The sequence below is a fragment of the Streptomyces sp. NPDC002776 genome (assembly GCF_053592195.1).
The window spans coordinates 50,774-73,067 of record NZ_JBSFVG010000021.1 but is presented as its reverse complement, the minus strand read 5'-3'; the positions used below and the strand labels follow the sequence as shown (position 1 = coordinate 73,067).

Sequence of the window (22,294 nt, the reverse complement as noted above, 5' to 3'; positions counted from 1 at the left end):
GACTCGACGGGGAGTGGCCCGGGCGGCGGACTTCCGCCAGCCTTGGGGAGGCGCGGTGGGCAGAATGTGACGACCGGCACGTTGTTTCCCCGGACACGTCTGCCGTCGCGCCCGCTGGGTAGGGCTGCGGTAACCCGCAAGGGCCTGCCCGGCGTGATCCGCCGGCCGGGCCGTAGGTCGCCGTACTCGACAAGGAGGCCCCCGTGGCCGCATCGGCACACCTTCTGCTCACCGCCCTGTCCAAACCCGAGGCGCTCACCGGGCCCGAACCGCACGTGTGCGTCTTCAGCGCGGAGAGCGCCTGCGCCGAACGCCCGCTGACCAGCGAACCTCCCCTGCCCGACACCGAGCCGCTGACCAGTGAGCCGCCGCTGTACGAGGCGCCGCCGCTGACCAGTGAGCCGCCCCTCGCCGACTTTGCGCCGCTGACGAGTGAGGCGTTCCCCGTCGGCACGGACACCACGAGGCCCTGAATGGCAGAGCAGCGGTCGGCCGAAACCCCCGCCGAGGACGCCCCCTCCGAGGGAGTTCCTTCGGAGTTAGTCCCTGCGGAGGACGTCCCTTCGGAGGACCTCTCCCGGCTCGCCGGACTGCTCGGCGTCGCCACCTCCTACCAGCCCTCCCCGGACCGCACGGTCCGGGCCTCGGCCACCGCCCTCACGCTCGCGCTGACCGCGCTCGACATCGACGTGAGCACCCCCACGGCCGTACGGCACGCCCTCACCGCACGCGAACGCGCCCTGCGGGAACGGCTGCTGCCCCCGACGGTCGTGCGGTGGGCCGACGCCGACCCGCCCGCCGCCCTCACCGCACTCCCGCCCGGCACCCGGCTGCGCGTGCAGACCGAGCAGGGCGAGACCCGCGCCGCCACCGACCGGCTCCCGCCCGGCGTCCACCGGCTGACCGCCACGGCCCCCGACGGCCGCACCGCCACCGCCCACCTGGTCGTCGCCCCCGCCCGGCTGTCCGCCGGTGCCGGACGCACCCACGGACTCCTCGTCCAGCTCTACTCCCTGCTCTCCCGGCGCTCCTGGGGCATGGGCGACCTCGGTGACCTCGCCGAACTCGCCGGCTGGGCCGGGCGCACGCTCGGCAGCGGCTTCGTCCAGGTCAACCCGCTGCACGCGGCCGTGCCCGGCGCGCCCACCGACCCCTCCCCCTACCGCCCCTCCTCACGCCGCTTCCCCGACCCGGTGCACCTGCGCGTCGAGGACATCCCGGAGTACGGCCGGGTCGAGGACCGCGAGCGGGTGCGGGCGCTGCTGGAACGGGCGGACCGGCTGCGCGAGTCGGTGCTGGAGAAGGGCGCCCTGATCGACCGGGACGCGGTGTGGGAGCTCAAGCGGGAGGCGCTGGAGCTGGTCCGCGAGGTGCCGCTCGGGCCCGGCCGGCGCGCCGCCTACGCCGACTTCCTCGCCGAGGAGGGGCAGGCGCTGGAGGACCACGCCACCTGGTGCGCGCTCGCCGAGGTGCACGGCTCGGACTGGCGGCGCTGGCCGGCCGGACTGAGCGATCCCCGGTCCGCCGAAACCGCCCGTGCCCGCGGCGAGCTGGCGGACCGCGTCGACTTCCACTCGCTGCTCGCCTGGCTGACCGACGCCCAGCTCACCGCCGCCCAGCGCACCGCCCGGGAGGCCGGGATGCCGGTCGGCATCGTGCACGACCTCGCGGTCGGCGTGCATCCCGACGGCGCCGACTCCTGGGCGCAGCAGGAGTACTTCGCCGCCGGGATGTCGGTCGGCGCGCCCCCGGACGCCTTCAACGCCCGCGGCCAGGACTGGGGCCTGCCGCCCTGGCGCCCCGACCGTCTCGCCGAGTCCGGCTACACGCCGTACCGCCGTCTGCTGCGGGCCCTCTTCCGGTACGCCGGTGCCCTGCGCATCGACCACGTCATGGGCCTGTTCCGGCTCTGGTGGGTCCCGCAGGGGCACCCGCCCACGGACGGCACCTATGTCCGCTACGACGCCGAGGCCATGCTCGCCGTCCTGGTGCTGGAGGCATCCCGCGCCGGGGCACTGGTGATCGGGGAGGACCTGGGCACGGTGGAGCCCGGGGTGCGCGAGGCGCTGCGGGCGCGCGGGGTGCTCGGCACGTCGGTGCTCTGGTTCGAGCGGGACTGGGCGGGCGACGGCCGTCCGCTGCCGCCCGAACAGTGGCGCTCCGACTGCCTGGCCACGGCCACCACCCACGATCTGCCCTCCACGGCCGCCCGCCTGACCGGCGACCACGTCGAACTCCGCTACCGGCTGGGCCTGCTGACCCGCTCGCTGGAGGAGGAACGCGCGGAGGCGGCGGCGGACACCGGCGAGTGGCTGGGCCTGCTGGCCCGGCTCGGCCTGCTGCGCGGCACGGGCGGGGGGCACGGTACGTCGCAGGAGGAGGCGGAGATCCAGGCCGTCCACCGCTTCCTGCTGCGCACCCCGGCCCGCATGGTCGGCCTCTGGCTCCCCGACGCCGTCGGCGACCGCCGGCCCCAGAACCTGCCCGGCACGTGGGACCAGTACCCGAACTGGCGCCTGCCGATCGCGGACGCGGAGGGCAGGCCGGTGACCCTGGAGGAACTGGCGGCGTCACCCAGGCTGCACGCGCTGGTGGAGGTGATGAGGCCGGGGTGAGGCCGAGGGCAGGGGGACTCAGCGCCAGTGGGGCCTCTTATGCCCCCCCCGGGCGAGCGGCCCCATCCGCGGTTCGGTACTTTTGGCACCGTGGACAAGAAGAACGCCCTGCGCGCCGGCGCCCTGGCTGCCGGTACGACGCTGATGATGCTGCTCATGTCGTCCCCCGCGCTCGCGCTGACCCGCGACGACGGCGACGACCCCGGCTCTGGCCTCAGCGTCATGGAGACGCTGGGTCTGTTCGTCGTGGCCCCGATCGTCCTGTTCGCGGTGATCACGGGTCTCGTCATGGTCCTGGACCGCTCGGCGGAGGCCCACCGCGTCAGGACCAAGCCGAAGGTGAAGGCCCCGGCGAAGGCCTGACCTCCCCCGATCTCCTGAAGGGCGCCGCCCGCACGGCGTGTACGCGCAACCCGCCGTACGCCGAGGGCGGCGCCTTCCGCGTCCCCGGGTCGTCTTCAGAGTCTGCTGCCGGTTCCGGCTCGGGCTCCATTTCCGGCTCCAATTCCTCCCCGCCCACGTCCGCCGCAGGCGTCTCCGCCTTCTCTCGCTCGTTCATGGGTTCGGGGCCGTCAGGTATCGCTGTACCGTCGGTGCCAGCCATGCCACCACCTCCTCGGGACGCAGCGCCACGGCCGGTGGCAGCCGCAGCACATAACGGGTGAGCGCGAGACCGAGCAGCTGTGTCGCGGCGAGCGCGGCCCGGGTCGGGGACTGTTCGGGGTCCGGGCACACCTGCCGGGCCAGCGGCAGCAGCTGCTCGCCGAAGATGTGCTGCATCCGCTCGGCCCCGGCCTGGTTGGTGACGCCGACCCGGAGCAGGGCCGTGAGCACTTCGTTCTCCTCCCACAGGTGCAGGAAGTGGAGCACCATCGCCTCGCCGACCTCCGAGCGCGGCAGCCTGCTCAGATCCGGCAGTTTCAGGTCGACCGAAACGGCCGCCGCGAACAGCCCCTCCTTGTTGCCGTAGTAGCGCATCACCATCGACGGATCGATGTTCGCGTCCTTGGCGATGGCGCGGATCGTGGCTCGCTCATAGCCGTCAGCTGCGAATCGTTCGCGTGCCGCGGCGAGGATCGCTATACGGGTGGTTTCCGAGCGGCGGCGAGTGCCGTTCCCGGAATCGGTCACGGTACTGCGTTCATTTCCGGTCATGCCAACAAGCGTAGGCCAACACGCGTGGGCCAACAAGTGTTGACTCTCGACGAAGACGGTCGTATCGTCGTCAACGAGCGTTGGCAAACAAGCGTTGGCAGTCTGGTAGGCGTTGGCAACAGGAGGCCACCATGAACGACACCCCCCACTCCGTGATCGTCGTCGGCTGCGGCCCCACCGGTCTCCTGATGGCCGGCGACCTCGCCGCGGCCGGTGTCCCCGTGACCCTCGTCGAGAAGCGCCCGCACAAGATCAGCAACCTCTCGCGCGCGATCGTCGTGCACGCCCGCACCCTCGAACTCCTCGACGCTCGCGACCTCTCCGACGAGGTGGAGTCCCTGGGCCGCCGCCTGGACCGGATGAACCTCTTCACCCGGCTCACCGTCGAGTTCGACACCCTCCCGTCCCGCTTCAACCACATCCTTCTCCTCCCGCAGTACGAGATGGAGCGGATCCTGGAGCGGCGCGCGTTCGAGGCCGGGGTCCGGTTCCGGTTCGAGACCGAGGTGACCGGGGTCCGCCAGGACGAGGAGGGGGTCACCGTCGAGGCGTGCGGCCCCGACGGGACGAGCGAGGAGCTGCGGGCGGCGTACGTCGTCGGCACCGACGGAATGCGCAGCACCGTGCGCAGCGCGATCGGCCTGCCCTTCCCGGGCCGCTCCGTGATCCGCTCCGTCCTGCTCGCCGACGTCCGGCTCGCCGAGGAGCCGAAGGACCTGCTCTCCGTGCACTCCAACGGGGACGCCTTCGTGTTCTTCGCGTCCTTCGGTGACGGGTACTACCGGGTCGTCGCCTGGAACCGCCGCCGGGACACCCCCGAGAGCGAGCCGCTGCACCTGGAGGAGGTCCGGGAGACCGTCCGGCTCGCCGCGGGCCGTGACTTCGGGATGCACGACGCCCGGTGGCTGTCCCGCTTCCACAGCGACGAACGCCAGGCGCCCGCCTACCGGGTGGACCGGGCCTTCCTCGCCGGCGACGCCGCGCATGTGCACACCCCGGCCGGCGGCCAGGGCATGAACATCGGCATGCAGGACGCGGCCAACCTCAGCTGGAAGCTCGCGGCCGTGCTCCAGGGCCGCGCGGACGAGGCGCTGCTCGACACCTACCAGGCCGAGCGCCACCCCGTCGGCACCGAGGCCATGCGCAGCAGCGGCGCGATCGTCCGCCTCGCGATGGCCAAGCACGCCTGGACGCTGGGCCTGCGCGCGGTGGTCGCCTCCACCCTCAACGCCCTCACCCCGGCCCGCCGCAAGCTGGCCCTCCAGATCACCGGCATCGGCGTCAAGTACGACGCCCCCGACGGCGCCCACCGCCTCACCGGGGCCCGCGTCCCGGACCTCGCCCTGGAGAGCGGCCGGCTCTACGAGGCCCTGCGCGGCGGCCGGTTCGTCCTGATCACCCCGCAGAAGTGCGAGGACAAGACGGGCCTGGAGGACTGGCTCACGGTGGAGCGCCGCACGGGCCGCGGCAGCGAGAGCCGTACGACGGTGCTGGTGCGGCCCGACGGATACGTGGCCTGGGCGGCGGACGCCGCGGACCCGGCGGACATCGAGGCGGCGGTGGTGGAACACGTGGGGGAGCGCATCGCCCTCGCGCGCTGAGGGCCGGACCCGGAGACCGGACCCAGGGACCGGACCCAGGGACCGGACCCAGGGACCGGTCCTAGCGGTCGGACTCCCGCGTCCCCTCCAGCAACTCCCTCAACAGGTCGGCCAGTTGGCCGGCCTGTTCGGCGTTCAGGGTGGAGAGCGCCTCCGTCTGCAGGGCGAGCCCCGCGCCGACCGCCCGGTCGACCATGCTCAGCCCTTCCTCGGTCAGCGTCACCTGGAGACCCCGGCGGTCGTGCGGGTCGGGGGAGCGCCGGAGCAGTCCCGCCCGTTCCAGCTTGTCCAGCCGGCCGGTCATGCCCCCGGTGGTCAGCATCAGCGTCGCCGAGAGCTGGCGCGGCGAGAGGGTGTACGGCTCGCCGGAGCGCCGCAGGGTCGCCAGGACGTCGAACTCGCCCCGGGAGATCCCGAAGCGGGCGTACGCCTTCTCCATGCGGTCGCCCATCGTGCGGGCGAGGCGCGAGATGCGCCCGAAGACCTCCATCGCGGCGGTGTCGAGGTCGGGCCGCACGGCCGCCCACTGGTCGATGATCGCGTCGACGGCGTCCTTGCGCTGCTCCGGGCGTGCGTTCATGCGGGGAGTATCCCGGCCCCGCAGGGTCGGCCGCAAGAAAGTGGCTTGACGGAAAGTAGCTTAGAAGTAAGCTACTTTCTACCGACCTAATCCTCCGAAGGGTGCGTCCCATGGCCACCAGCCGCCTCGCGATCACCGCCGTCACCGCCCTGGCACCGGTCTCCTGGGGCACCACGTACTACGTCACCACCGAGTTCCTTCCGCCGGACCGCCCCCTGTTCACCGGCCTGATGCGGGCCCTGCCCGCCGGTCTGCTGCTCCTGGCGCTGGCCCGGGTGCTGCCGCGCGGCGCCTGGTGGGGGCGGGCGGCGGTGCTCGGCGCGCTCAACATCGGCGCCTTCTTCCCGCTGCTGTTCCTGGCGGCGTACCGCCTGCCCGGGGGCCTCGCGGCGGTGGTCGGTTCGGTCGGGCCGCTGTTCGTGGTGGGCCTGTCGGCGCTGCTGCTGAGTCAGCGGCCGACGGCACGCGCGCTGGTGACGGGGGCGGTCGCGGCGTTCGGCGTCGGACTGGTCGTCCTGAAGGCGGTCGGTGCGCTGGACGCCCTCGGTGTGCTCGCCGCCCTCGCCTCCACCGCGTCGATGTCCACCGGGACCGTGCTGGCGAAGAAGTGGGGCCGCCCCGAGGGCGCGGGCCCGACCGCCCTGGCCGGCTGGCAGCTGACCGTCGGAGGAGTCCTGATCGCCCCGGTCGCGTTCCTGGTCGAGGGCGCGCCGCCCGCCCTGGACGCCCGCGCGGCCGGCGGCTACCTCTACCTCGCCCTGGCCGGTACGGCGGTCGCGTACTGGCTCTGGTTCCGTGGCATCGGCCGCCTCACCGCGACCCAGGTCACCTTCCTGGTCCCGCTCTCCCCGCTCACGGCGGCGGTCGTCGGCTGGGCGGCGCTGGGGCAGTCGCTGACACCGGTGCAACTGGCGGGCATGGCGCTGGCGCTGGGCGCGACTGTCGCCGGGCAGCTGCTGCCGGGAGGGAGCAGCGGCGGTACCGTGCAAACGTTCAGTTTTGCTGAAAGGAACGCTCGAAAAGATTCGATGGACGTGACAGGTCCGGCACTGCGACGGTAGATCCCCGCGATCACCGAAGCGAAAGGACCTCTGTGGCTGTCACAGCCGACCGGATCACCCGTACGACCTCCCGCGCGCCGGGGCCGAGGACGGCAGCCCCCGTCCTCGGCCTCGCGCTGGCCGCCCTCGCCACGCTCGTCTGGTCCGGCAGCTTCGTCACCTCGCGGGCGCTGCACGACAGCGTGCCGCCGGTGCAGCAGGCGTTCTGGCGGTGGCTCGTGGCGCTCGCGGCGGTCGCCCCCTTCGGCGCCCGGCGGGCCTGGCGGCAGCGGGCGCTGATCCGCCGGCACCTCGGATTCGTGGTGCTCGCCGCGTTGCTCGGCGTCAGCGTCTACAACACCCTCGTCAACCAGGCCGGGTTGACCACACCGGCCGCCACCATGGGCATGATCATGGCGGCGTCGCCGGTGCTGATGGCGGTCCTCGAACGGCTGGGCGGGGTGCGGCTGGGCGGGCGGCGGGTCGCCGGGCTGCTGGTCGCGTGGGCCGGGGTGCTGCTGCTCGTCGGAGGCGGCGGGCACTTCGCGGCCGGGGACCTGTGGATGATCGGCGCGGCCTGCTGCTTCGCGGGCTACAGCGCCCTGTTGCGGCGCAAGCCCGCCGAACTGGGCGGCGCGGCCTTCCTGTTCACCACGTTCCTGGTGGGCGCGGCCCTGCTGCTGCCGGCGCAGGGGGTGAGCCTCGCGGTGCAGGGCGGCTTCACACCTACCGCCGACACGGTCCTGCCGCTGGTCTACGTCGGTGTCGCCTCCTCCGCCGTCGCCTTCTTCGCCTGGAACCGGGCGATCGCGCTGATCGGGGCGGCCCGCGCCGGAATCGTGTACTACCTGCAGCCGGTGTGTGTGGCGCTGCTGTCCTGGGCGCTGCTGGGGGAGACCGTCGGCTGGGCGCAGGTGCTGTGCGCCGGGCTGATCCTGGGCGGGGTGGTGCTGGGGGCCGGGGCGCGGCGGTGACGTAGGTTGCGGCCATGGCCGAGTGGGACATCCGGAAGCTGCTGATTCTGCGGACGTTGCGGGAGCGCGGGACGGTGACGGCGACCGCGGAGGCGCTGCGGATGACTCCGTCGGCCGTGTCGCAGCAGCTGACCAACCTGGCGAAGCAGTTGGGGGTGCCCCTGCTGGAGGCGCGGGGGCGCGGGGTGCGCTTGACCGACGCGGCCCGGCTGGTACTGCGGCACGCCGAGGCGGTGTTCGAGCAACTGGAGCGGGCGGACGCGGAGTTGGCGGCGTACCTGCACGGCGAGGCCGGTGAGGTCCGGGTGGGGGCCTTCTCCACCGCCGTACCCGCGCTGGTCGTTCCGGCCGTGCGGGCGCTGCGGGCGGGGCATCCCGGAGTGCGGGTGCAGGTCCGGGAGGCCGAGGCGGGGGAGGCGTACGAGCTGCTGGGCGGCGGACAGGTCGACCTGGCCCTGTCGCTGGCGGCGCAGGCGCCGAGCGCGGTGGACGCCCGGTTCACCCGGGTGACCCTGCTGGCGGACCCGTTGGACGTGGCACTGCCCTTGGACCATCCGCTGGCCGCCGCGGAGAGCCTGCGGCTGGCCGAACTCGCCGCGGAGCCGTGGATCTTCGGCGGGAGCGGGCCCTGGTCGGACATCACCCGGGGGGCGTGCGAGGCGGCCGGGTTCACTCCGCACCGGGGGCACGCGGCGACCGGCTGGACCGCGATCCTCGCGATGGTGGAGGCGGGGATGGGGGTGGCGCTGGTGCCCCGGATGGCCGCGGTGCCCCGGGACGGCGTCGCGATGCGCGAGCTGGCCACCGAGCGGCCGGTCCGGCATGTGGTGGCCGCGGTGCGCAGGGGCGCGGAGGACGCACCGGCGGTGGGGCGGGTGCTGGACGCCCTGCGGGAGGTTGCCGCGGGCCTCGGGAGTTGAGCGCGAAGGGGCGCCCGGTGTAGCACCGGGCGCCCCTCCTGGTATCCGTACCGTCGGCTACTCGGCCGTCGCCGCCGCGTCCGCCGCCTGGGCCCGCAGGGCGCGCTCCACGCCCGCCCGGGACTCCGAGACCAGCCGGCGCAGGGCCGCGCCCGGCTCGGCGGAGGCCAGCCAGGCGTCCGTCTTCGCCAGGGTCTCCTCGGAGACCTGGAGCGTCGGGTACAGGCCGGTCGCGATCTGCTGGGCGATCTCGTGCGAGCGGCTGCCCCAGATGCCCTTCAGGACCTCGAAGTACCGGTCCGTGTACGGCGCCAGCAGCTCCCGCTGGTCCGTCTGGACGAAGCCGCCGATCACCGCCTCCTGCAGCGCGTTCGGGAGCTTGTCCGACTCGATGACCGAGGCCCAGGCCGCCGCCTTCGCCTCCGCGGTCGGGCGGGCCGCACGGGCGGTGGCCGCGTGCCGCTCACCGGCCGCCGTCCGGTCCCGCTCGTACTCGCCCGCGATCTCCGCCTCGTCGAAGCGGCCCACCGCGGCCAGGCGGTGCACGAACGCCCAGCGCAGTTCCGTGTCCACGGCCAGGCCCTCGATGGACCGCGAGCCGGCCAGCAGCGCCTCCAGCAGATCGAGCTGCTCCGGCGTACGGGCCGCGGCCGCGAAGGCGCGCGCCCACGCGAGCTGGTGGTCGCTGCCCGCCTCGGCCGCCCGCAGATGCGCGAGCGTCGCCTCGGTCCAGCGGGCCAGCAGCGCCTCCCGGGCGGCCGGGTCGGCGTACAGGTCGATCGCCAGCTTCACCTGCCGGTGCAGCGACTGCACGACACCGATGTCCGACTCCTTGCCGATGCCGGACAGGACCAGCGAGAGGTAGTCCCGGGCGGCGAGTTCGGCGTCCCGCGTCATGTCCCACGCCGACGCCCAGCACAGCGCGCGCGGCAGCGAGGACTCGAAGTCGCCGAGGTGCTCGGTGACGAAGGCCAGCGACTCCTCGTCCAGGCGGACCTTGGCGTAGGACAGGTCGTCGTCGTTGAGCAGCACGACCGCCGGACGGCGCTTGCCCACCAGCTGCGGTACGGCCGTCAGCTCGCCGTCCACGTCCAGCTCGACCCGCTCCCGGCGCACCAGCTTGCCGCCGGCCTCGTCGCGCTCGTACAGGCCGACCGCGATCCGGTGCGGGCGCAGCGTCGGCTCGCCCTTCGCCCCGGCCGGCAGGGCGGGGGCCTCCTGGCGGATCGCGAAGGAGGTGATCAGGCCCTCGGCGTCCGTCTCGATCTGCGGGCGCAGGACGTTGATGCCGGCGGTCTCCAGCCACGCCTTCGACCAGGACTTCAGATCACGGCCGGAGGTCTCCTCCAGCGCGCCCAGCAGATCGCTCAGCCGCGTGTTGCCGAACGCGTGCGCCTTGAAGTACGCCTGCACGCCCCGGAAGAACTCGTCCATGCCGACGTACGCGACCAGCTGCTTCAGGACGGAGGCGCCCTTGGCGTAGGTGATGCCGTCGAAGTTGACCAGGACGTCGTCCAGGTCGCGGATCTCGGCCATGATCGGGTGCGTGGAGGGCAGCTGGTCCTGGCGGTAGGCCCAGGTCTTCATGGAGTTGGCGAACGTGGTCCACGAGTGCGGCCAGCGCGAGCCGGGCGCGTACGCCTGGCAGGCGATGGAGGTGTAGGTGGCGAACGACTCGTTCAGCCACAGGTCGTTCCACCACTCCATGGTGACCAGGTCGCCGAACCACATGTGGGCCAGCTCGTGCAGGATCGTCTCGGCGCGGATCTCGTACGCCGCGTCCGTCACCTTGGAGCGGAAGACGTACTGGTCGCGGATGGTCACCGCGCCCGCGTTCTCCATCGCACCCGCGTTGAACTCCGGCACGAACAGCTGGTCGTACTTCTGGAACGGGTAGTCGTAGTCGAACTTCTCCTGGAACCAGTCGAAGCCCTGCCGGGTGACCTCGAAGATCGCGTCCGAGTCCAGGTACTCGGCGAGCGAGGGGCGGCAGTAGATGCCGAGCGGGACCGACTGGCCGTCCTTCTCGTAGGCGCTGTGCACCGAGTGGTACGGGCCCACGATCAGCGCGGTGATGTAGGTGGAGATCCGCGGGGTCGGCTCGAAGGCCCAGACGTCGTCCTTGGGCTCGGGCGTGGGCGAGTTGGAGACGACGGTCCAGCCGGCCGGCGCCTTCACGGTGAACCGGAAGGTGGCCTTCAGATCCGGCTGCTCGAAGGAGGCGAAGACCCGGCGGGCGTCCGGCACCTCGAACTGGGTGTAGAGGTACGCCTGGTCGTCGACGGGGTCGACGAACCGGTGCAGGCCCTCACCGGTGTTGGTGTAGGCGCACTCCGCGACGACCCGCAGGACGTTGCGGCCCTCCAGCAGCCCGCGCAGCGCGATCCGGGAGTCCTGGAAGACCTCGGCCGGGTCGAGCGCGTCGCCGTTGAGGGTGACCTCGTGCACGGCGGGAGCGACGAGGTCGATGAAGGACTCCGCCCCTCCCTCGGCGACATCGAAGCGCACCGTGGTCACGGACCGGTAGGTACCGCCCTCCTGCGCGCCGGAGAGGTCGAGATCGATCTCGTACGAGTCAACGGTGAGCAGCTTCGCCCGCTGCTGCGCCTCTTCGCGAGTCAGGTTTGTGCCAGGCACGCGGTCATCTCCTCGTGATGTATGGGTTCGGTCATCCTTCCATGGGATCTGTGTGGAAGGCGATGTCCGTTTACCGCCGGTGAACGGGGTCGCGGGGCGGCAGCGTGGAGGCATGACGAGCTACCGCGTACGACCCGTCCCCGCCCCGGCGCTCAAGGAGCTGCGCTCCCTCGACGACGCGGGACGCCCGGCCGTGCCGCTGACCGACGAGGAGGGCGGGGCGCCGCTGCGCTGCTGTCTGCGCCGCAGCGCTCCCGGCGAGCGGATCGCGCTGGTCAGCTACGCGCCGCTGCGCCGCTGGGCGGCCGAGACGGGCGCGGACCCCGGCCCCTACGACGAACAGGGCCCGGTCTTCCTCCACGCCGAGGAGTGCGCGGGACCGGACGAGGGCGACGGCTACCCCTTCGCCCACGCCCACCGCACCGTCCGCCGCTACTCGGCCGACGGCCGCATCCTCGGCGGAGCGCTGGTCGCCGCCCCGGACGACGACGCCTTCCGCGACGCGTTCGACGACCCGGCCGTGGCACTCGTCCACGTCCGGGCCGTCGAGTACGGCTGCTTCCTCTACGAGGTCACCAGGGACTAGAGGGACTGGCCCTTCAGCTCGGCCGCCACCAGTTCCGCGATCTGTACCGCGTTCAGCGCGGCGCCCTTGCGGAGGTTGTCGTTGGAGATGAACAGGGCCAGGCCGTGCTCCACCGTCTCGTCCTCGCGGATGCGGCCGACGAAGGAGGCGTCCTTGCCGGCCGCCTGGAGCGGGGTCGGGATGTCGGAGAGGACCACACCGGGGGCGCCGGCCAGCAGCTCGGTCGCGCGCGCCGCGCTGATCGGGCGGGCGAAGCGGGCGTTGACCTGGAGGGAGTGGCCGGAGAAGACCGGGACCCGGACACAGGTGCCGGAGACCTTCAGGTCGGGGATCTCCAGGATCTTGCGGGATTCGTTGCGGAGCTTCTGCTCCTCGTCGGTCTCGTTCAGGCCGTCCTCGACGATCGAGCCGGCCAGCGGCAGTACGTTGAAGGCGATGGGGCGCTTGTAGACCTGCGGGGCGGGGAAGTCGACCGCCTCGCCGTCATGGGTCAGCCGGTCGGCCTCGGCGACCACCTTCTGCGCCTGGCCGTGCAGCTCCGCCACGCCCGCGACCCCGGACCCGGACACCGCCTGGTAGGTGGCGACGACCAGCGCCTCCAGGCCCGCCTCGTGGTGCAGCGGCCTGAGCACGGGCATCGCGGCCATCGTCGTGCAGTTCGGGTTGGCGATGATGCCCTTGGGCCGGTCGGCGACGGCGTGCGGGTTCACCTCGGAGACGACCAGCGGGACCTGGGGGTCCTTGCGCCAGGCGGAGGAGTTGTCGATCACGACCGCGCCCTGCGCGGCGACCTTCTCGGCCAGCGCCTTGGAGGTCGCGCCGCCCGCCGAGAACAGCACGATGTCCAGGCCCGTGTAGTCGGCCGTCGAAGCGTCCTCCACCGTGACACCGTCCAGGACCGTCCCCGCGGAGCGGGCCGAGGCGAACAGGCGCAGCTCCGTGACGGGGAAGTTCCGCTCCGTGAGGATCCTGCGCATGACCGTGCCGACCTGTCCGGTGGCTCCGACGATTCCGACCCTCACGGTGACTCCTTCGCTGTGGCGCATTTGCGTGGCCTGGACGTTTCCATGATGCGTCCCCTCCAGGCCGTTGTGTCCAATCGTTTGCCCGAGGGATGGGACGCCACTCGCGTCACGGCCGCAGTTCGATCACCCACGCGCCCAGCGCCCGGACGTGCAGGATTGCGCTCTGGATCCGGTACGGCCCGGAAGAACCCGTGATTTTCCGCTTGGGGAACAGGTTTTCGTCCAGTTCGTAGACGTGCGTGATCCCGCTCGACCCGGCGACCACCATCTCGGCCTCGGGTCCGGTGTGACGTACGACTCCGTATCCCTCGCCCTGGTTCCGCGGGCCGAGCCCGGTCGCCGCGCCCGGCGCTTCCGGCTCCAGACGCCATTTCGTGCCGTCGGTGGCGTAGACGGACACGAAGCAGGAGCCGCCCGGGTCGACGAAGACGGGACCGAGCGAGGGGCGCCGGCGGCCGTGGGTGTCGGCGACGATCACCGGTCTGCCGAACGGGTGGTTCACGGCGTACACGCACAGTCTCTCGTCCTTGCCCAGCGAGGTCTTGCGCACGGTCATCAGCGTGGGCGGCCCCGGGTACCGCAGGACCGTGCTGCCCTTGCCCTCGGCCGGGCCGGTGAGCAGCGGCGCCTCGTCCTCGGGCAGCAGGCGCAGCGACCACTTGCCGGAGTGCTTGACCCGTACCGTCCGCTCGGCCTGGCCCTGGCTGAACATCACGACCGTGCCGCGGGTGCCGTGCGTGTAGGTGTTCAGCCACTCGTCCTCGTCGCCGTACTCGTCGACGAGCTTCAGCTCGACGTCGTAACTGCGTCCGGCGTCCGTGAACTCGTACTGGAGCAGTGACGGGCGCCCGGGCCGCGGGTTGACGAGCGTGATCGTCTTCTCGCCGCGGCCCTCGTAGGCATCCGTCCGGCCGTCCTTGCCGCTTTTGGGGACGGGCACCGGGGAGGTGGTGAGCTCCCACTGGTGCCGGCTCTTGTCGATCGAGAGCAGGATGGGGCCTTCGGTGATCCGGACGGTCTCCTTGACCCGCTTGCCGTTCCAGGCGTGGACCAGCCGCTCCGGGTGCTTGAGCTCCTCCGGGGTGTCGCCCCTGTGGCAGTTCAGCTGGAACCAGCCGTTGTGGCGGTCCGTTGCCCGCACCTTCAGATCGGCCTCGGCGCCCGAGTAGAAAAGCACCTCGGGGCCGCTGCCGCGGACCGTTTCGGCGTCGAACGGACGGGCCGCCGACAGGGGCAGGACGGTGAGCTTCCAGTTCCCGGAACAGCTCACGTTCAGCCGCAGCGGTCCGCCCTTGCGGGGCGGCACGAACAGGACCCGGCCGTGGTGCTCGGGCAGGTCGTGGCAGAAGATCCTGTCGTCGCGTCCGGGCAGCTGGACCTGGATCCACTGGTAGTCCTCGACCCGGGCCTCCATGATCACCGGTCCCGAGTCCGGGGGGAACGGTATGTCCATGGTGATCTTGGAGCTGCCCTTGCCGCTGCGGACGTGCGGCTCGAAGTCGAAGAATCCCTCGCTCCAGGGAGCAGCGGTGCCGGCCGGGGCAGGCATCGGCACGGCGGCGGGCGGGGGCACGACGACGGTGGGCGGCGGGACGACCGCGGTGGGCGGTGGCGCCGAGGTCTTCGCCACCCCCGTGAGCACCACCGGTCCCACCGAAGCCGTCGGTTCCACCGGAGCCACCGGCACCGGTTCCTCCGCCACCACGATCCCGAAGTCCGTGGCCAGCCCCGCGAGCCCCGAGTCGTAGCCCTGCCCGACCGCCCGGAACTTCCACGCGCCGTCGCGCCGGTAGAACTCCGCGAGCACGAAGGCCGTCTCGCTCGACGCGTCCGTCACCTCGTAGTGCGCGACGATCGTGCCGTCCGGCGCCACGGTCTGCGCCGCCAGCCCCGGCACCGCCCCGAAGGTGCCGTCGTCGCAGGACCCGGCGACCAGCACCCGCTGCACCGCCGGTTCCACCCGGGGCAGGTCCAGCTCCAGCCACTCCGCGAGCTGTTCCCCGCTGTCACCGGTGCCCACGTGCCGGACCGCCCCCGAGGGATGCGCGGGCTGGCTGTGGAAGACGAGGTCGGCGTCGCCGCGTACCTTGCCCGCCGCGTCCAGCAGCAGCGCCGAGACCTCCACCGCGGGCGTCCCCACAACCTTGCGCCGGCAGACGGCGACCCTCAGCAGGCCTGCGGGGACAGGGGTGTTGGCCCCTTTGGTGATGTGCGTCATGAGGCACATGGTGACAGTGAAGATGATCTGAAGAAAAGATTCCGCAGTGCGGGCCGAACGTTTCCGCCCGGACCGGCGTCATAGGGGAAACGCGGCGAGGGGAGGGGTGGCTGTGCTGCGCGGAAAGACCCGCCGCGGCCAGGGGGACCCGGTGCGCGATGTACCGGACGATCCCCTGGACGCGGCTCAGGAGCGCAGGGTGCGGGCGGTGCTCGCGCTCGGCGGGGTGCCGCAGGCGGACCTGCCGGACGGGGTGCAGCAGGTCCGCCTGCGGCTGCTGGAGCGCGCCGCGAGCGGCCGGGAGGCGCCGCGGGACGTCTCGGCGTGGGCGGCGGTGGTCGCCTCCAACCTGGCCATGGACTGGCACCGGGCCAAGAAGCGCCAGGAACGGCTCGGCGAGCGGCTCGCGGCCCTGCGCCAGGGCGAGCACCCCTCCGGCGAGGACACCAGCCTGCTCTCCCTCGCCGTGGCCCAGGGCCTGGACGAACTGCCCGACGCCCAGCGCCAGGTGGTCGTCCTGCGTTTCTACGCCGACCTGCCGGTACGGGACATCGCCGAGCAACTCGCCGTCCCCGAGGGCACGGTGAAGAGCAGGCTGCACACGGCGGTACGGGCTCTGCGCGCCCGCCTGCACGAGGACGAGGTGGTGTGACGTGACCGCCGAACACGACGGCGTGGACGCGCTGATGGCCGCGCTCACCGGCGAACCCCTGCCCGAGGACGCGGACGCCGCCTACCGCGCCGAACACCGCGCGGCCACCGCCGACATCACCGCGCTGCGCGAGCAACTGGACCTCATCGGCCGGACCCTGGGAGGGGAACCGCCCAAGCCCGCACCGGCGCCCGTGCCCGTACGGCCGGTGCGGCGCCGTGCCTTTCGGTTCGCCGTCGGCTCCCTCGCGGTGGCCGCCGCGGCGACCGTGCTGACGGGGCTCGGCTGGCTGGTGGTGCAGGCCGACCCGGGTGCGAACAGCGCCGACTCGGCCTCCGGCTCCGCGAAGGAGGCGCAGCAGGACACCGCCGAGGGCGTGCTGTTCGGCAGCCCCCGCTATCTCGCCTGCGCCTACCTGGTCGCCGAGGGCGAGGTCGGCTCCGCCGAACCGGTGCCCGCCACCGACCCGCGGCTGATCCGGGTGAGCGTGGAGCTGACCCGGGTCTACCAGCCGGAGAAGCCCGAGAAGCCCGGGCCGGAGAAGGGCGACGACCTCAGTTGGGTGATCGAGGAGAACACCGCTCCCGGCCTGCGCGCGGGCGACCACGTCCTGTTCGGCGTCCCGGAGAAGGGCGCCCCGCCGGACATGTGGGTCATCGGCGGGACGGAGGTCGCCCGCGAACGGGACCGGATCAACGGCTCGCTGCCCGAGGCCCGCGACCTGGACTGCGGATGAGAAAGGGCGGGCGCCCGTACGGACGCCCGCCCCTGGTACAGCCGTAGAGCTACGGCGTGACGTTCTCGATCTTCACGCTGCCGGTGCCCGCGACCGTGCCGCGCGCGTTGAGCAGTTCGACCTGGCCGAAGAACTCACGGCCCTGAGGCGCGGCGGCCGCGACGGTGACGCTCGCGGAGACCGTGGCGGAGTCGCCCGTGCCCAGCTTCACCGGCGCCGACCCGTCGACGCTGACCGAGCCGAGCGCGCTGGAGAAGAACACGTCCAGGTAGTCGTAGGCGGTGGAGCCGGACGGCACCGCGTAGCCCACGACCTCGATGGTGTACGTGCCGGCGGCCGGCTTCGGGAGCGAGACCGCCTCCTCCGAGTCACCGTCCGCGGCCTGGGCGACCTGCTTGCCGTCCTTGTCGTAGACCGTCAGGTCCAGGTCGGCGGCCGTGTCGGAGACATTGCCGATGGCGACGTCCAGGGACGCGGCACCCTCGGGCACCTCGACCGTGGTGGTGTGCGTCTCGTGGTCGGCGATGGTCGGCCGGGCCGTCTTGGAGGAGCCGAGCGGACCGCCGGACAGCTTGCCGTCGAGGGCGGCGAACTTGTTCGTCACCTTCCAGGACGCCTCGACCGGGGTGCCCACCTTGGCCTCCGGCACGGTCACGGTCTCCGGGTCGAAGACCGCGCCGAGCACGGTGACGTCCAGCTTGTAGGGGTTGTCGAGCAGCGGCGACGTACGGCGCGACTCGACCTCGATCTCCCAGACGCCGGGCTGCGGGTCGGCGTAGGAACGCACGTCCGGCCGGCAGCCGTTGCCGTCGAGGTAGTTGTTGTAGCAGTTCGGCGTGGACGTGGTGTCCGACGGAACGCCGTAGGGGTGGATGGCGATGAAGCGGGTCTGGCTGGTGGCCTTCAGCCCGCCGATCGCGACCTCCAGCGACTTGGCGCCCTCGGGCACGGTCACGTAGTACGACTTGTGGCTGTTGCGCTGCACGGAGCCGGACGCCGAGTAGGTGTACTGCAGCGGCGCGGAGACCACGACCGTGGACATGACCTGCTTGTCGATGCCCTCGGTACGCGGGTCGTCGACCTCGAGGATCGCGCTCTTCAGCCCGGCGGACCTCGGCGCGGCCTGCACCTTGACGGTGACCGGCTGGTTCAGCGGCAGGTTCACCTCGTCGGAGCCGACGATCCGGAAGGTGTCCCCGGCGTTGTTCTCGAAGTGCAGCTCGTGCCGGATCGCGCGGTCGGCGCCGGACGTACGGGTCAGGGTGATCTCGTACGTCTTCTTCTGGCCGGCCTTCAGACCGCCCTCACGGTCGTACAGACCGGTGCCGAAGCCCGGGGTCTTCAGGAACTGGTCGATCGCGGTGTCGACCGGCGCCTTCACCGCGTAGGTGTGCGCGGTGGCGCCGTCCTTGATGGCGTCCCAGGCGTCCTCGACGTTGATCAGGCCCGCGCCTTCCTCGTACGCCTGGACCCCGCTGATGTGGTCGGCGGTCGAGGTGAGCGCGGTGCGCAGCTTGGCCGGGGTGAGCGCGATGCCCTTCTGCTTGGCGGCGCTCAGCAGCAGCGCCGAGGCGCCCGCGGCCTGCGGGGAGGCCATCGAGGTGCCCTGGAGCATGCCGTAGCCGGCCGGCAGCGAGTAGCCCGCCTCGGCGACCGGGAGGCCCGGCAGCCAGGTCTGGATGGTGTTGACGGAGGCACCCGGCGCCACGAGCGTCGGGGCGAAGCCGCCGTCCTCGCGCGGGCCGCGGGAGGAGAACGGCATCATCGCGTACGACTTCTGCACCAGCGAGCCGTAGTTGGACGCCCAGGTCTCCTTGGAGACGGACGCGCCGACCGAGATGACCTTGTCGGCCAGGGCCGGGTCGCCGATCGTGTTGGTGCCGGGGCCGGAGTTGCCCGCGGAGATCACCAGCTGGACGCCGTAAGTGTCGATCAGGCGGGTGTAGAGCTCGGCGCGCGCGTTGTTGCCGTCGTTGAGCGCCGGCAGACCGCCGATGGACATGTTGACGATGTCGACACCGCGGTTGACCACGAGGTCGATCATGCCCTCGGTCAGCGCCACGTTGGTGCAGCCGCCGGTCCAGGTGCAGGCGCGCGAGGAGACGACCTTCGCGCCGGGCGCGGCGCCGTTCATCTCGCCGCCGAACAGGCCGTTGGCGGCGGTGATGCCGGCGACGTGGGTGCCGTGCTCGGACTCGATGACACCGATGTTGACGAAGTCGCGCTTCTGCCCGACCCAGTCACCGCCGTAGGGGTCCATCGGGACGTCCTTGCGGATCTCCACGACGAACGGCTGGCGCTCGGCGACGTCGGTGCCGGGGTTGTCGGTGCCGAACCAGCCGATCTGGAAGCCGTCCTTGTACGGCTTCATCGGGGTGTCGTCACCGAAGTCGGCGTTGTTGTTCAGGTCGACCCGGACCGTGCCGGCCGCGGCGTCGTACAGCACGCCCCAGACGTCGGTGGTGTCCCCGTCCCGGTTGGCGTCGCCCTTGGCGTCGCCGCCCGCGGTCACCGACTCGCGGAACACGTTGACCTGGTACGACCCGGCGGGTGCCGTCCAGGTGCGGCCGGAGTAGGTGAAGCTGGGCCCGGAGACGCTGGTGGTCATCGCGCGCCAGGTGGCGTCGCTGTCCACGATCGGGTCGGTCGCGGTGACCCAGTCGACGATCTTGCGCTCGCCGGTGGTGGTCTTCTGGAGCGCCGGGTGGGAGAGGTCCACGCCCGAGTCCAGGACACCGATGGTGATCCCGCGGCCGTCCGCCTTCGGGTGGTCGTCGACGAAGTCGACGGCACCGGTCTCGAAGGAGGGGTTGTACGGGTTCTCGGCCGGGGTGTTCTTGCCGGGGGCCGGATAGGCGGCCGCGGTCGACGCCGATTCCTTGGTGTCGACGGCCGGGTCGTCCAGCGGGATCTCCTCGCGCAGGTCGATGCCGTGCACGGAGGAGAGCTTCGCCGCGGCGGCGATGGCGGCGTCCGCCCTGGCCGTCGGGACGGTGGCGCGGACGTAGCCGAGCTGGTCGTAGGCGCGGCCCACGGAGCCGCCCTTGACCGCGTCCAGGTCCGCGGCGACCTGCTCGGTCCGGCCGGGGGCGGTCGCGATCATCATCGTGACGTTCTTGTCGCCGGCCGCCTTGGCGTCGGCGAGCAGGTCCGCGTCGTCCGAACCGAGTTTGTCGTGCGCGGACTTGACGGCGGGGTCGGCCGCGGCCGGGGCGTCCTCGGCGAAGGCCAGGGGGATCGGTCCGGCGGCGGAGAGCGCGGCCACGAGCCCCGCGGCCACGGCTATCCGGGCCGCGCGTCTGGCACCCGATATGGGTTCGCGCTGGGGGGTGTGGGTCATCAGCATCCCTTGTAGGTAAAGGAACGAGCGTGGAGCGATCGCTCAGCCTTACCCAAGGCAAGGATGTTTGGGGAGAGTTGACCCAATCGAGATTCAGGGATGGGGAAAACCCGCTATCCCTTTCCGGGGCGATACCCGATAAAGGGTGCAAGTCGCCCGATGGGCGTCAGTCCTCCTTGTTCCGTGCGTAGTGCCGGGAGGCCTTGGCGCGGTTGCCGCAGGTCGCCATGGAGTGCCAGCGGCGGGTGCCGTTGCGCGAGGTGTCGAAGAAGTACAGGACGCAGGCCTCGTGGGCGCAGGCCCGGATCCGGTCCGGCGCGGTGGTGAGCAGCGTCAGGTAGTTCCGGGCGGCGAGCCAGGCCGGACCCCAGGCGGGGGAGGGGAACTCGGGCAGCTCCCCGGGCCCCTCCGCGGTGAGCGTGGCCCGGATCCGGCCGTGCGCGAGGACGGCGTCGACGAGCGGTGCCGCGTCCTTCGGTGAGCCGTCGACGGCCGCCTTCACCCCGTCCCGGGCCTGGAGGAGGTGGCGCAGGGTCGTCGCGTCGGCGGCGAAGGTCCCGTCGAGGCCGTTCGCGGCGAGCCAGAGCGCTAGCCCGTCGGTGTCCGTCAGCAGGTCCTGGGGGGCTCCGTCCTGCATCCAGCGCGTGTTCAGCAGGTCCAGCGCGAGCGGCTCGCCGGTGTGGGGGCGGGGGTCGGGCATGCGGGGCTCGGACATGTGGGGGCTCCCTTCCGTGCTAACCGGTCAAGAGTAGATGACTGGTTGACACTCGCCGAACCTAACCACTAACCTCACTTACACAGGTTAGACACAGCGGAGGGAAACCCATGGCACTGCGCACCGGCCACACCGGCCTGAACGTCACCGACCTCGACCGCTCGCTCGCCTTCTACCGGGACGTCCTCGGCTTCACCCCGCTCGCCGAGGGCAAGGAGGAGGACCGGCGGTTCGCGCTGCTGGGGGACGGCGAGACGCTCGTCCTCGCGCTCTGGCAGCAGGCCGCGGGACCGTACGACGACAGCCGCTCCGGCCTGCACCACCTGGCCTTCCAGGCGGACTCCATCGAGCGGGTCCGCGCCTACGAGAGCGCCCTGCGCGAGTACGGCGTGCGGTTCGCCCACGAGGGGGTGGTGGCCCACGCCGAGGGCGCCGGGTCCGGCGGCATCTTCTTCCACGACCCCGACGGCGTCCGGCTGGAGATCTCGGTGCCGAGCGGCGCCGAGGGCGCCCCCGCGCCCTACGGGTCCGCGCCGACCTGCGGCTTCTTCTAGCCATGAGCGTCTACCACGCCGGCTCGCTCGCCGTGCAGGACCGGCTCGGCGTGCGGGACCTCGCCGACCACGTGGGCCGGTCCATCGGGGAGGGCATCAAGCCGGTGGCCGCCGCCTTCCTCGGACTCCAGCCGCTGCTGGTGGCCGGCGCCGCCGACCCGGCGACCGGCAGGGTGTGGGCGGCGCCGCTGGCCGGTCCGCCCGGGTTCGTCCGGGCCACCGGGCCCCGGCGGATCTCCGTCGCGGGCGAGGTCTCCGCGGCCTCCCCGCTCGCGGCGGCCCTCGCCACCGAGGGCGCCCCGGTCGGCACCATCGCCCTCGACCCGCGCACCCGGCGCCGGATGCGGCTCAACGGACGGCTCCGGCCCACCCCCGGCGGGCTCGCCGTCGACGCGGACCGCGTCTTCGCCAACTGCCCGAAGTACCTCCAGCGGAGGGAGACCTACGAGACCCTGCCCGACCGCAGGCCGGGGGAGCCCCTGACGGCCACCGAACTGTCCGACGCCCAGGCACGGTTCCTCGCCGCCGCCGACACCTTCTTCCTGGCCAGCGTCCACGAGGGCGGCGCCGACGCCAGCCATCGCGGCGGCAACCCCGGCTTCGTCCGCGTCGACTCACCGCGCGAACTGAGCTGGCCGGACTACCCGGGCAACTCCATGTACCTGTCCCTCGGCAACCTCGCCGCCGACCCGCGCGCCGGGCTGCTCTTCCTGGACTGGACGACGGGCACGGCACTGCACCTCACCGGCGAGGCCCGTACGGAGTTCGCTCCCGAACGACGGGTCCGGTTCACCCTGTCCGAGGCGACGGAGATCCCGGCCGCGGTCCCCCTGCGCTGGTCCGCGCCGGAGTACTCTCCCGCGAACCCGGGGCGGCCCTGAGCGGGCCCCGACACCCCCCGGTTACCCGCGAAGATGAACACAGAGCAACCGTCCTCCGGCCGTCC

The 22,294-nt window shown here is 72.4% G+C and carries 19 protein-coding genes; 12 read left to right on the top strand and 7 right to left on the bottom strand.

Features of this window, described 5'->3' with window-relative positions; translation table 11 throughout:
- Positions 1-203 precede the first annotated feature (203 nt).
- From ACWD11_RS30870 to ACWD11_RS30860, 3 genes are all read left to right on the top strand, one after another.
- A complete protein-coding gene (locus ACWD11_RS30870) occupies positions 204-473 on the top strand; it encodes a hypothetical protein (RefSeq protein ID WP_389415999.1) in 270 nt (89 codons plus the stop codon).
- Positions 474-2,615: a 4-alpha-glucanotransferase gene (gene malQ / locus ACWD11_RS30865; RefSeq protein ID WP_451286921.1), complete on the top strand. Its 2,142-nt coding sequence runs from the start codon at positions 474-476 to the stop codon at positions 2,613-2,615.
- A 90-nt stretch (positions 2,616-2,705) separates the two neighbouring features.
- Entirely contained in the window at positions 2,706-2,978 is a 273-nt protein-coding gene (locus tag ACWD11_RS30860; RefSeq protein ID WP_389416001.1) for a hypothetical protein, read from the top strand.
- Between the two features lie 192 nt (positions 2,979-3,170).
- Here ACWD11_RS30860 and ACWD11_RS30855 read toward each other — a convergent pair whose 3' ends face one another.
- A complete protein-coding gene (locus ACWD11_RS30855; RefSeq protein ID WP_389416002.1) occupies positions 3,171-3,770 on the bottom strand; it encodes a TetR/AcrR family transcriptional regulator in 600 nt (199 codons plus the stop codon).
- A gap of 131 nt (positions 3,771-3,901) precedes the next feature.
- Between ACWD11_RS30855 and ACWD11_RS30850 the strand changes: the two genes are divergently transcribed.
- Entirely contained in the window at positions 3,902-5,371 is a 1,470-nt protein-coding gene (locus ACWD11_RS30850; protein WP_389416003.1) for an FAD-dependent monooxygenase, read from the top strand.
- Between the two features lie 61 nt (positions 5,372-5,432).
- Here the strand turns inward: ACWD11_RS30850 and ACWD11_RS30845 are convergent, their stop codons facing one another.
- Positions 5,433-5,951, bottom strand: coding sequence for a MarR family winged helix-turn-helix transcriptional regulator (locus ACWD11_RS30845; RefSeq protein WP_389416004.1), 519 nt, complete (start codon positions 5,949-5,951; stop codon positions 5,433-5,435).
- 110 nt (positions 5,952-6,061) lie between these two features.
- Here ACWD11_RS30845 and ACWD11_RS30840 point away from each other — a divergent pair, with 110 nt between their 5' ends.
- The 3 genes from ACWD11_RS30840 to ACWD11_RS30830 are packed head-to-tail and all read left to right on the top strand — an operon-like array spanning position 6,062 to position 8,885.
- On the top strand, positions 6,062-7,012 hold the full coding sequence (locus ACWD11_RS30840; protein ID WP_451286918.1) for an EamA family transporter: 951 nt from the start codon (positions 6,062-6,064) through the stop codon (positions 7,010-7,012).
- 32 nt (positions 7,013-7,044) lie between these two features.
- Positions 7,045-7,965, top strand: coding sequence for a DMT family transporter (locus ACWD11_RS30835; RefSeq protein ID WP_389416006.1), 921 nt, complete (start codon positions 7,045-7,047; stop codon positions 7,963-7,965).
- A gap of 14 nt (positions 7,966-7,979) precedes the next feature.
- On the top strand, positions 7,980-8,885 hold the full coding sequence (locus ACWD11_RS30830; protein ID WP_451286916.1) for a LysR family transcriptional regulator: 906 nt from the start codon (positions 7,980-7,982) through the stop codon (positions 8,883-8,885).
- Between the two features lie 57 nt (positions 8,886-8,942).
- On the opposite strand, the gene pepN is transcribed toward ACWD11_RS30830, so the two are convergent.
- Positions 8,943-11,522, bottom strand: coding sequence for an aminopeptidase N (gene pepN, locus ACWD11_RS30825; protein ID WP_451286914.1), 2,580 nt, complete (start codon positions 11,520-11,522; stop codon positions 8,943-8,945).
- A 112-nt stretch (positions 11,523-11,634) separates the two neighbouring features.
- Here pepN and ACWD11_RS30820 point away from each other — a divergent pair, with 112 nt between their 5' ends.
- Complete coding sequence (locus ACWD11_RS30820; protein WP_451286912.1) at positions 11,635-12,108, top strand: DUF1203 domain-containing protein; 474 nt, start codon at positions 11,635-11,637, stop codon at positions 12,106-12,108.
- Here the strand turns inward: ACWD11_RS30820 and ACWD11_RS30815 are convergent.
- Complete coding sequence (locus ACWD11_RS30815) at positions 12,105-13,130, bottom strand: aspartate-semialdehyde dehydrogenase (RefSeq protein WP_389416010.1); 1,026 nt, start codon at positions 13,128-13,130, stop codon at positions 12,105-12,107. The two genes, ACWD11_RS30820 and ACWD11_RS30815, sit on opposite strands and share 4 nt — an antisense overlap.
- A 109-nt stretch (positions 13,131-13,239) precedes the next feature.
- Positions 13,240-15,351: a TerD family protein gene (locus ACWD11_RS30810; RefSeq protein ID WP_451286910.1), complete on the bottom strand. Its 2,112-nt coding sequence runs from the start codon at positions 15,349-15,351 to the stop codon at positions 13,240-13,242.
- A 112-nt stretch (positions 15,352-15,463) separates the two neighbouring features.
- On the opposite strand from ACWD11_RS30810, the gene ACWD11_RS30805 reads away from it, so the two are divergent.
- Together ACWD11_RS30805 and ACWD11_RS30800 are read left to right on the top strand one after the other, a co-directional pair.
- Positions 15,464-16,003: an RNA polymerase sigma factor gene (locus ACWD11_RS30805; RefSeq protein ID WP_389416430.1), complete on the top strand. Its 540-nt coding sequence runs from the start codon at positions 15,464-15,466 to the stop codon at positions 16,001-16,003.
- 1 nt (position 16,004) lies between these two features.
- Positions 16,005-16,739 carry a hypothetical protein gene (locus ACWD11_RS30800; protein WP_451286908.1) on the top strand — a complete coding sequence of 245 codons (735 nt, stop codon included), beginning with the start codon at positions 16,005-16,007 and terminating at the stop codon, positions 16,737-16,739.
- Positions 16,740-16,788: 49 nt separating this feature from the next.
- Here ACWD11_RS30800 and ACWD11_RS30795 read toward each other — a convergent pair whose 3' ends face one another.
- On the bottom strand, positions 16,789-20,079 hold the full coding sequence (locus ACWD11_RS30795; RefSeq protein ID WP_451286906.1) for a S8 family serine peptidase: 3,291 nt from the start codon (positions 20,077-20,079) through the stop codon (positions 16,789-16,791).
- A gap of 166 nt (positions 20,080-20,245) precedes the next feature.
- Positions 20,246-20,794 carry a CGNR zinc finger domain-containing protein gene (locus tag ACWD11_RS30790; protein WP_451286904.1) on the bottom strand — a complete coding sequence of 183 codons (549 nt, stop codon included), beginning with the start codon at positions 20,792-20,794 and terminating at the stop codon, positions 20,246-20,248.
- A gap of 110 nt (positions 20,795-20,904) precedes the next feature.
- Between ACWD11_RS30790 and ACWD11_RS30785 the strand changes: the two genes are divergently transcribed.
- Positions 20,905-21,348 carry a VOC family protein gene (locus ACWD11_RS30785; RefSeq protein WP_451286902.1) on the top strand — a complete coding sequence of 148 codons (444 nt, stop codon included), beginning with the start codon at positions 20,905-20,907 and terminating at the stop codon, positions 21,346-21,348.
- Between the two features lie 2 nt (positions 21,349-21,350).
- Positions 21,351-22,229, top strand: a complete 879-nt coding sequence (locus tag ACWD11_RS30780) for a pyridoxamine 5'-phosphate oxidase family protein (protein WP_389416016.1) — start codon at positions 21,351-21,353, stop codon at positions 22,227-22,229.
- Positions 22,230-22,294 lie beyond the last annotated feature (65 nt).

Coding starts and splice junctions, on each gene's coding strand:
- ACWD11_RS30780 (WP_389416016.1), top strand. CDS start 21,351: ATGAGCGTCTACCACGCCGGCTCGCTCGCCGTGCAGGACCGGCTCGGC.
- ACWD11_RS30785 (WP_451286902.1), top strand. CDS start 20,905: ATGGCACTGCGCACCGGCCACACCGGCCTGAACGTCACCGACCTCGAC.
- ACWD11_RS30845 (WP_389416004.1), bottom strand. CDS start 5,951: ATGAACGCACGCCCGGAGCAGCGCAAGGACGCCGTCGACGCGATCATC.
- ACWD11_RS30795 (WP_451286906.1), bottom strand. CDS start 20,079: ATGACCCACACCCCCCAGCGCGAACCCATATCGGGTGCCAGACGCGCG.
- ACWD11_RS30850 (WP_389416003.1), top strand. CDS start 3,902: ATGAACGACACCCCCCACTCCGTGATCGTCGTCGGCTGCGGCCCCACC.
- ACWD11_RS30820 (WP_451286912.1), top strand. CDS start 11,635: ATGACGAGCTACCGCGTACGACCCGTCCCCGCCCCGGCGCTCAAGGAG.
- ACWD11_RS30830 (WP_451286916.1), top strand. CDS start 7,980: ATGGCCGAGTGGGACATCCGGAAGCTGCTGATTCTGCGGACGTTGCGG.
- ACWD11_RS30810 (WP_451286910.1), bottom strand. CDS start 15,351: ATGACGCACATCACCAAAGGGGCCAACACCCCTGTCCCCGCAGGCCTG.
- ACWD11_RS30840 (WP_451286918.1), top strand. CDS start 6,062: ATGGCCACCAGCCGCCTCGCGATCACCGCCGTCACCGCCCTGGCACCG.
- ACWD11_RS30855 (WP_389416002.1), bottom strand. CDS start 3,770: ATGACCGGAAATGAACGCAGTACCGTGACCGATTCCGGGAACGGCACT.
- malQ (WP_451286921.1), top strand. CDS start 474: ATGGCAGAGCAGCGGTCGGCCGAAACCCCCGCCGAGGACGCCCCCTCC.
- ACWD11_RS30790 (WP_451286904.1), bottom strand. CDS start 20,794: ATGTCCGAGCCCCGCATGCCCGACCCCCGCCCCCACACCGGCGAGCCG.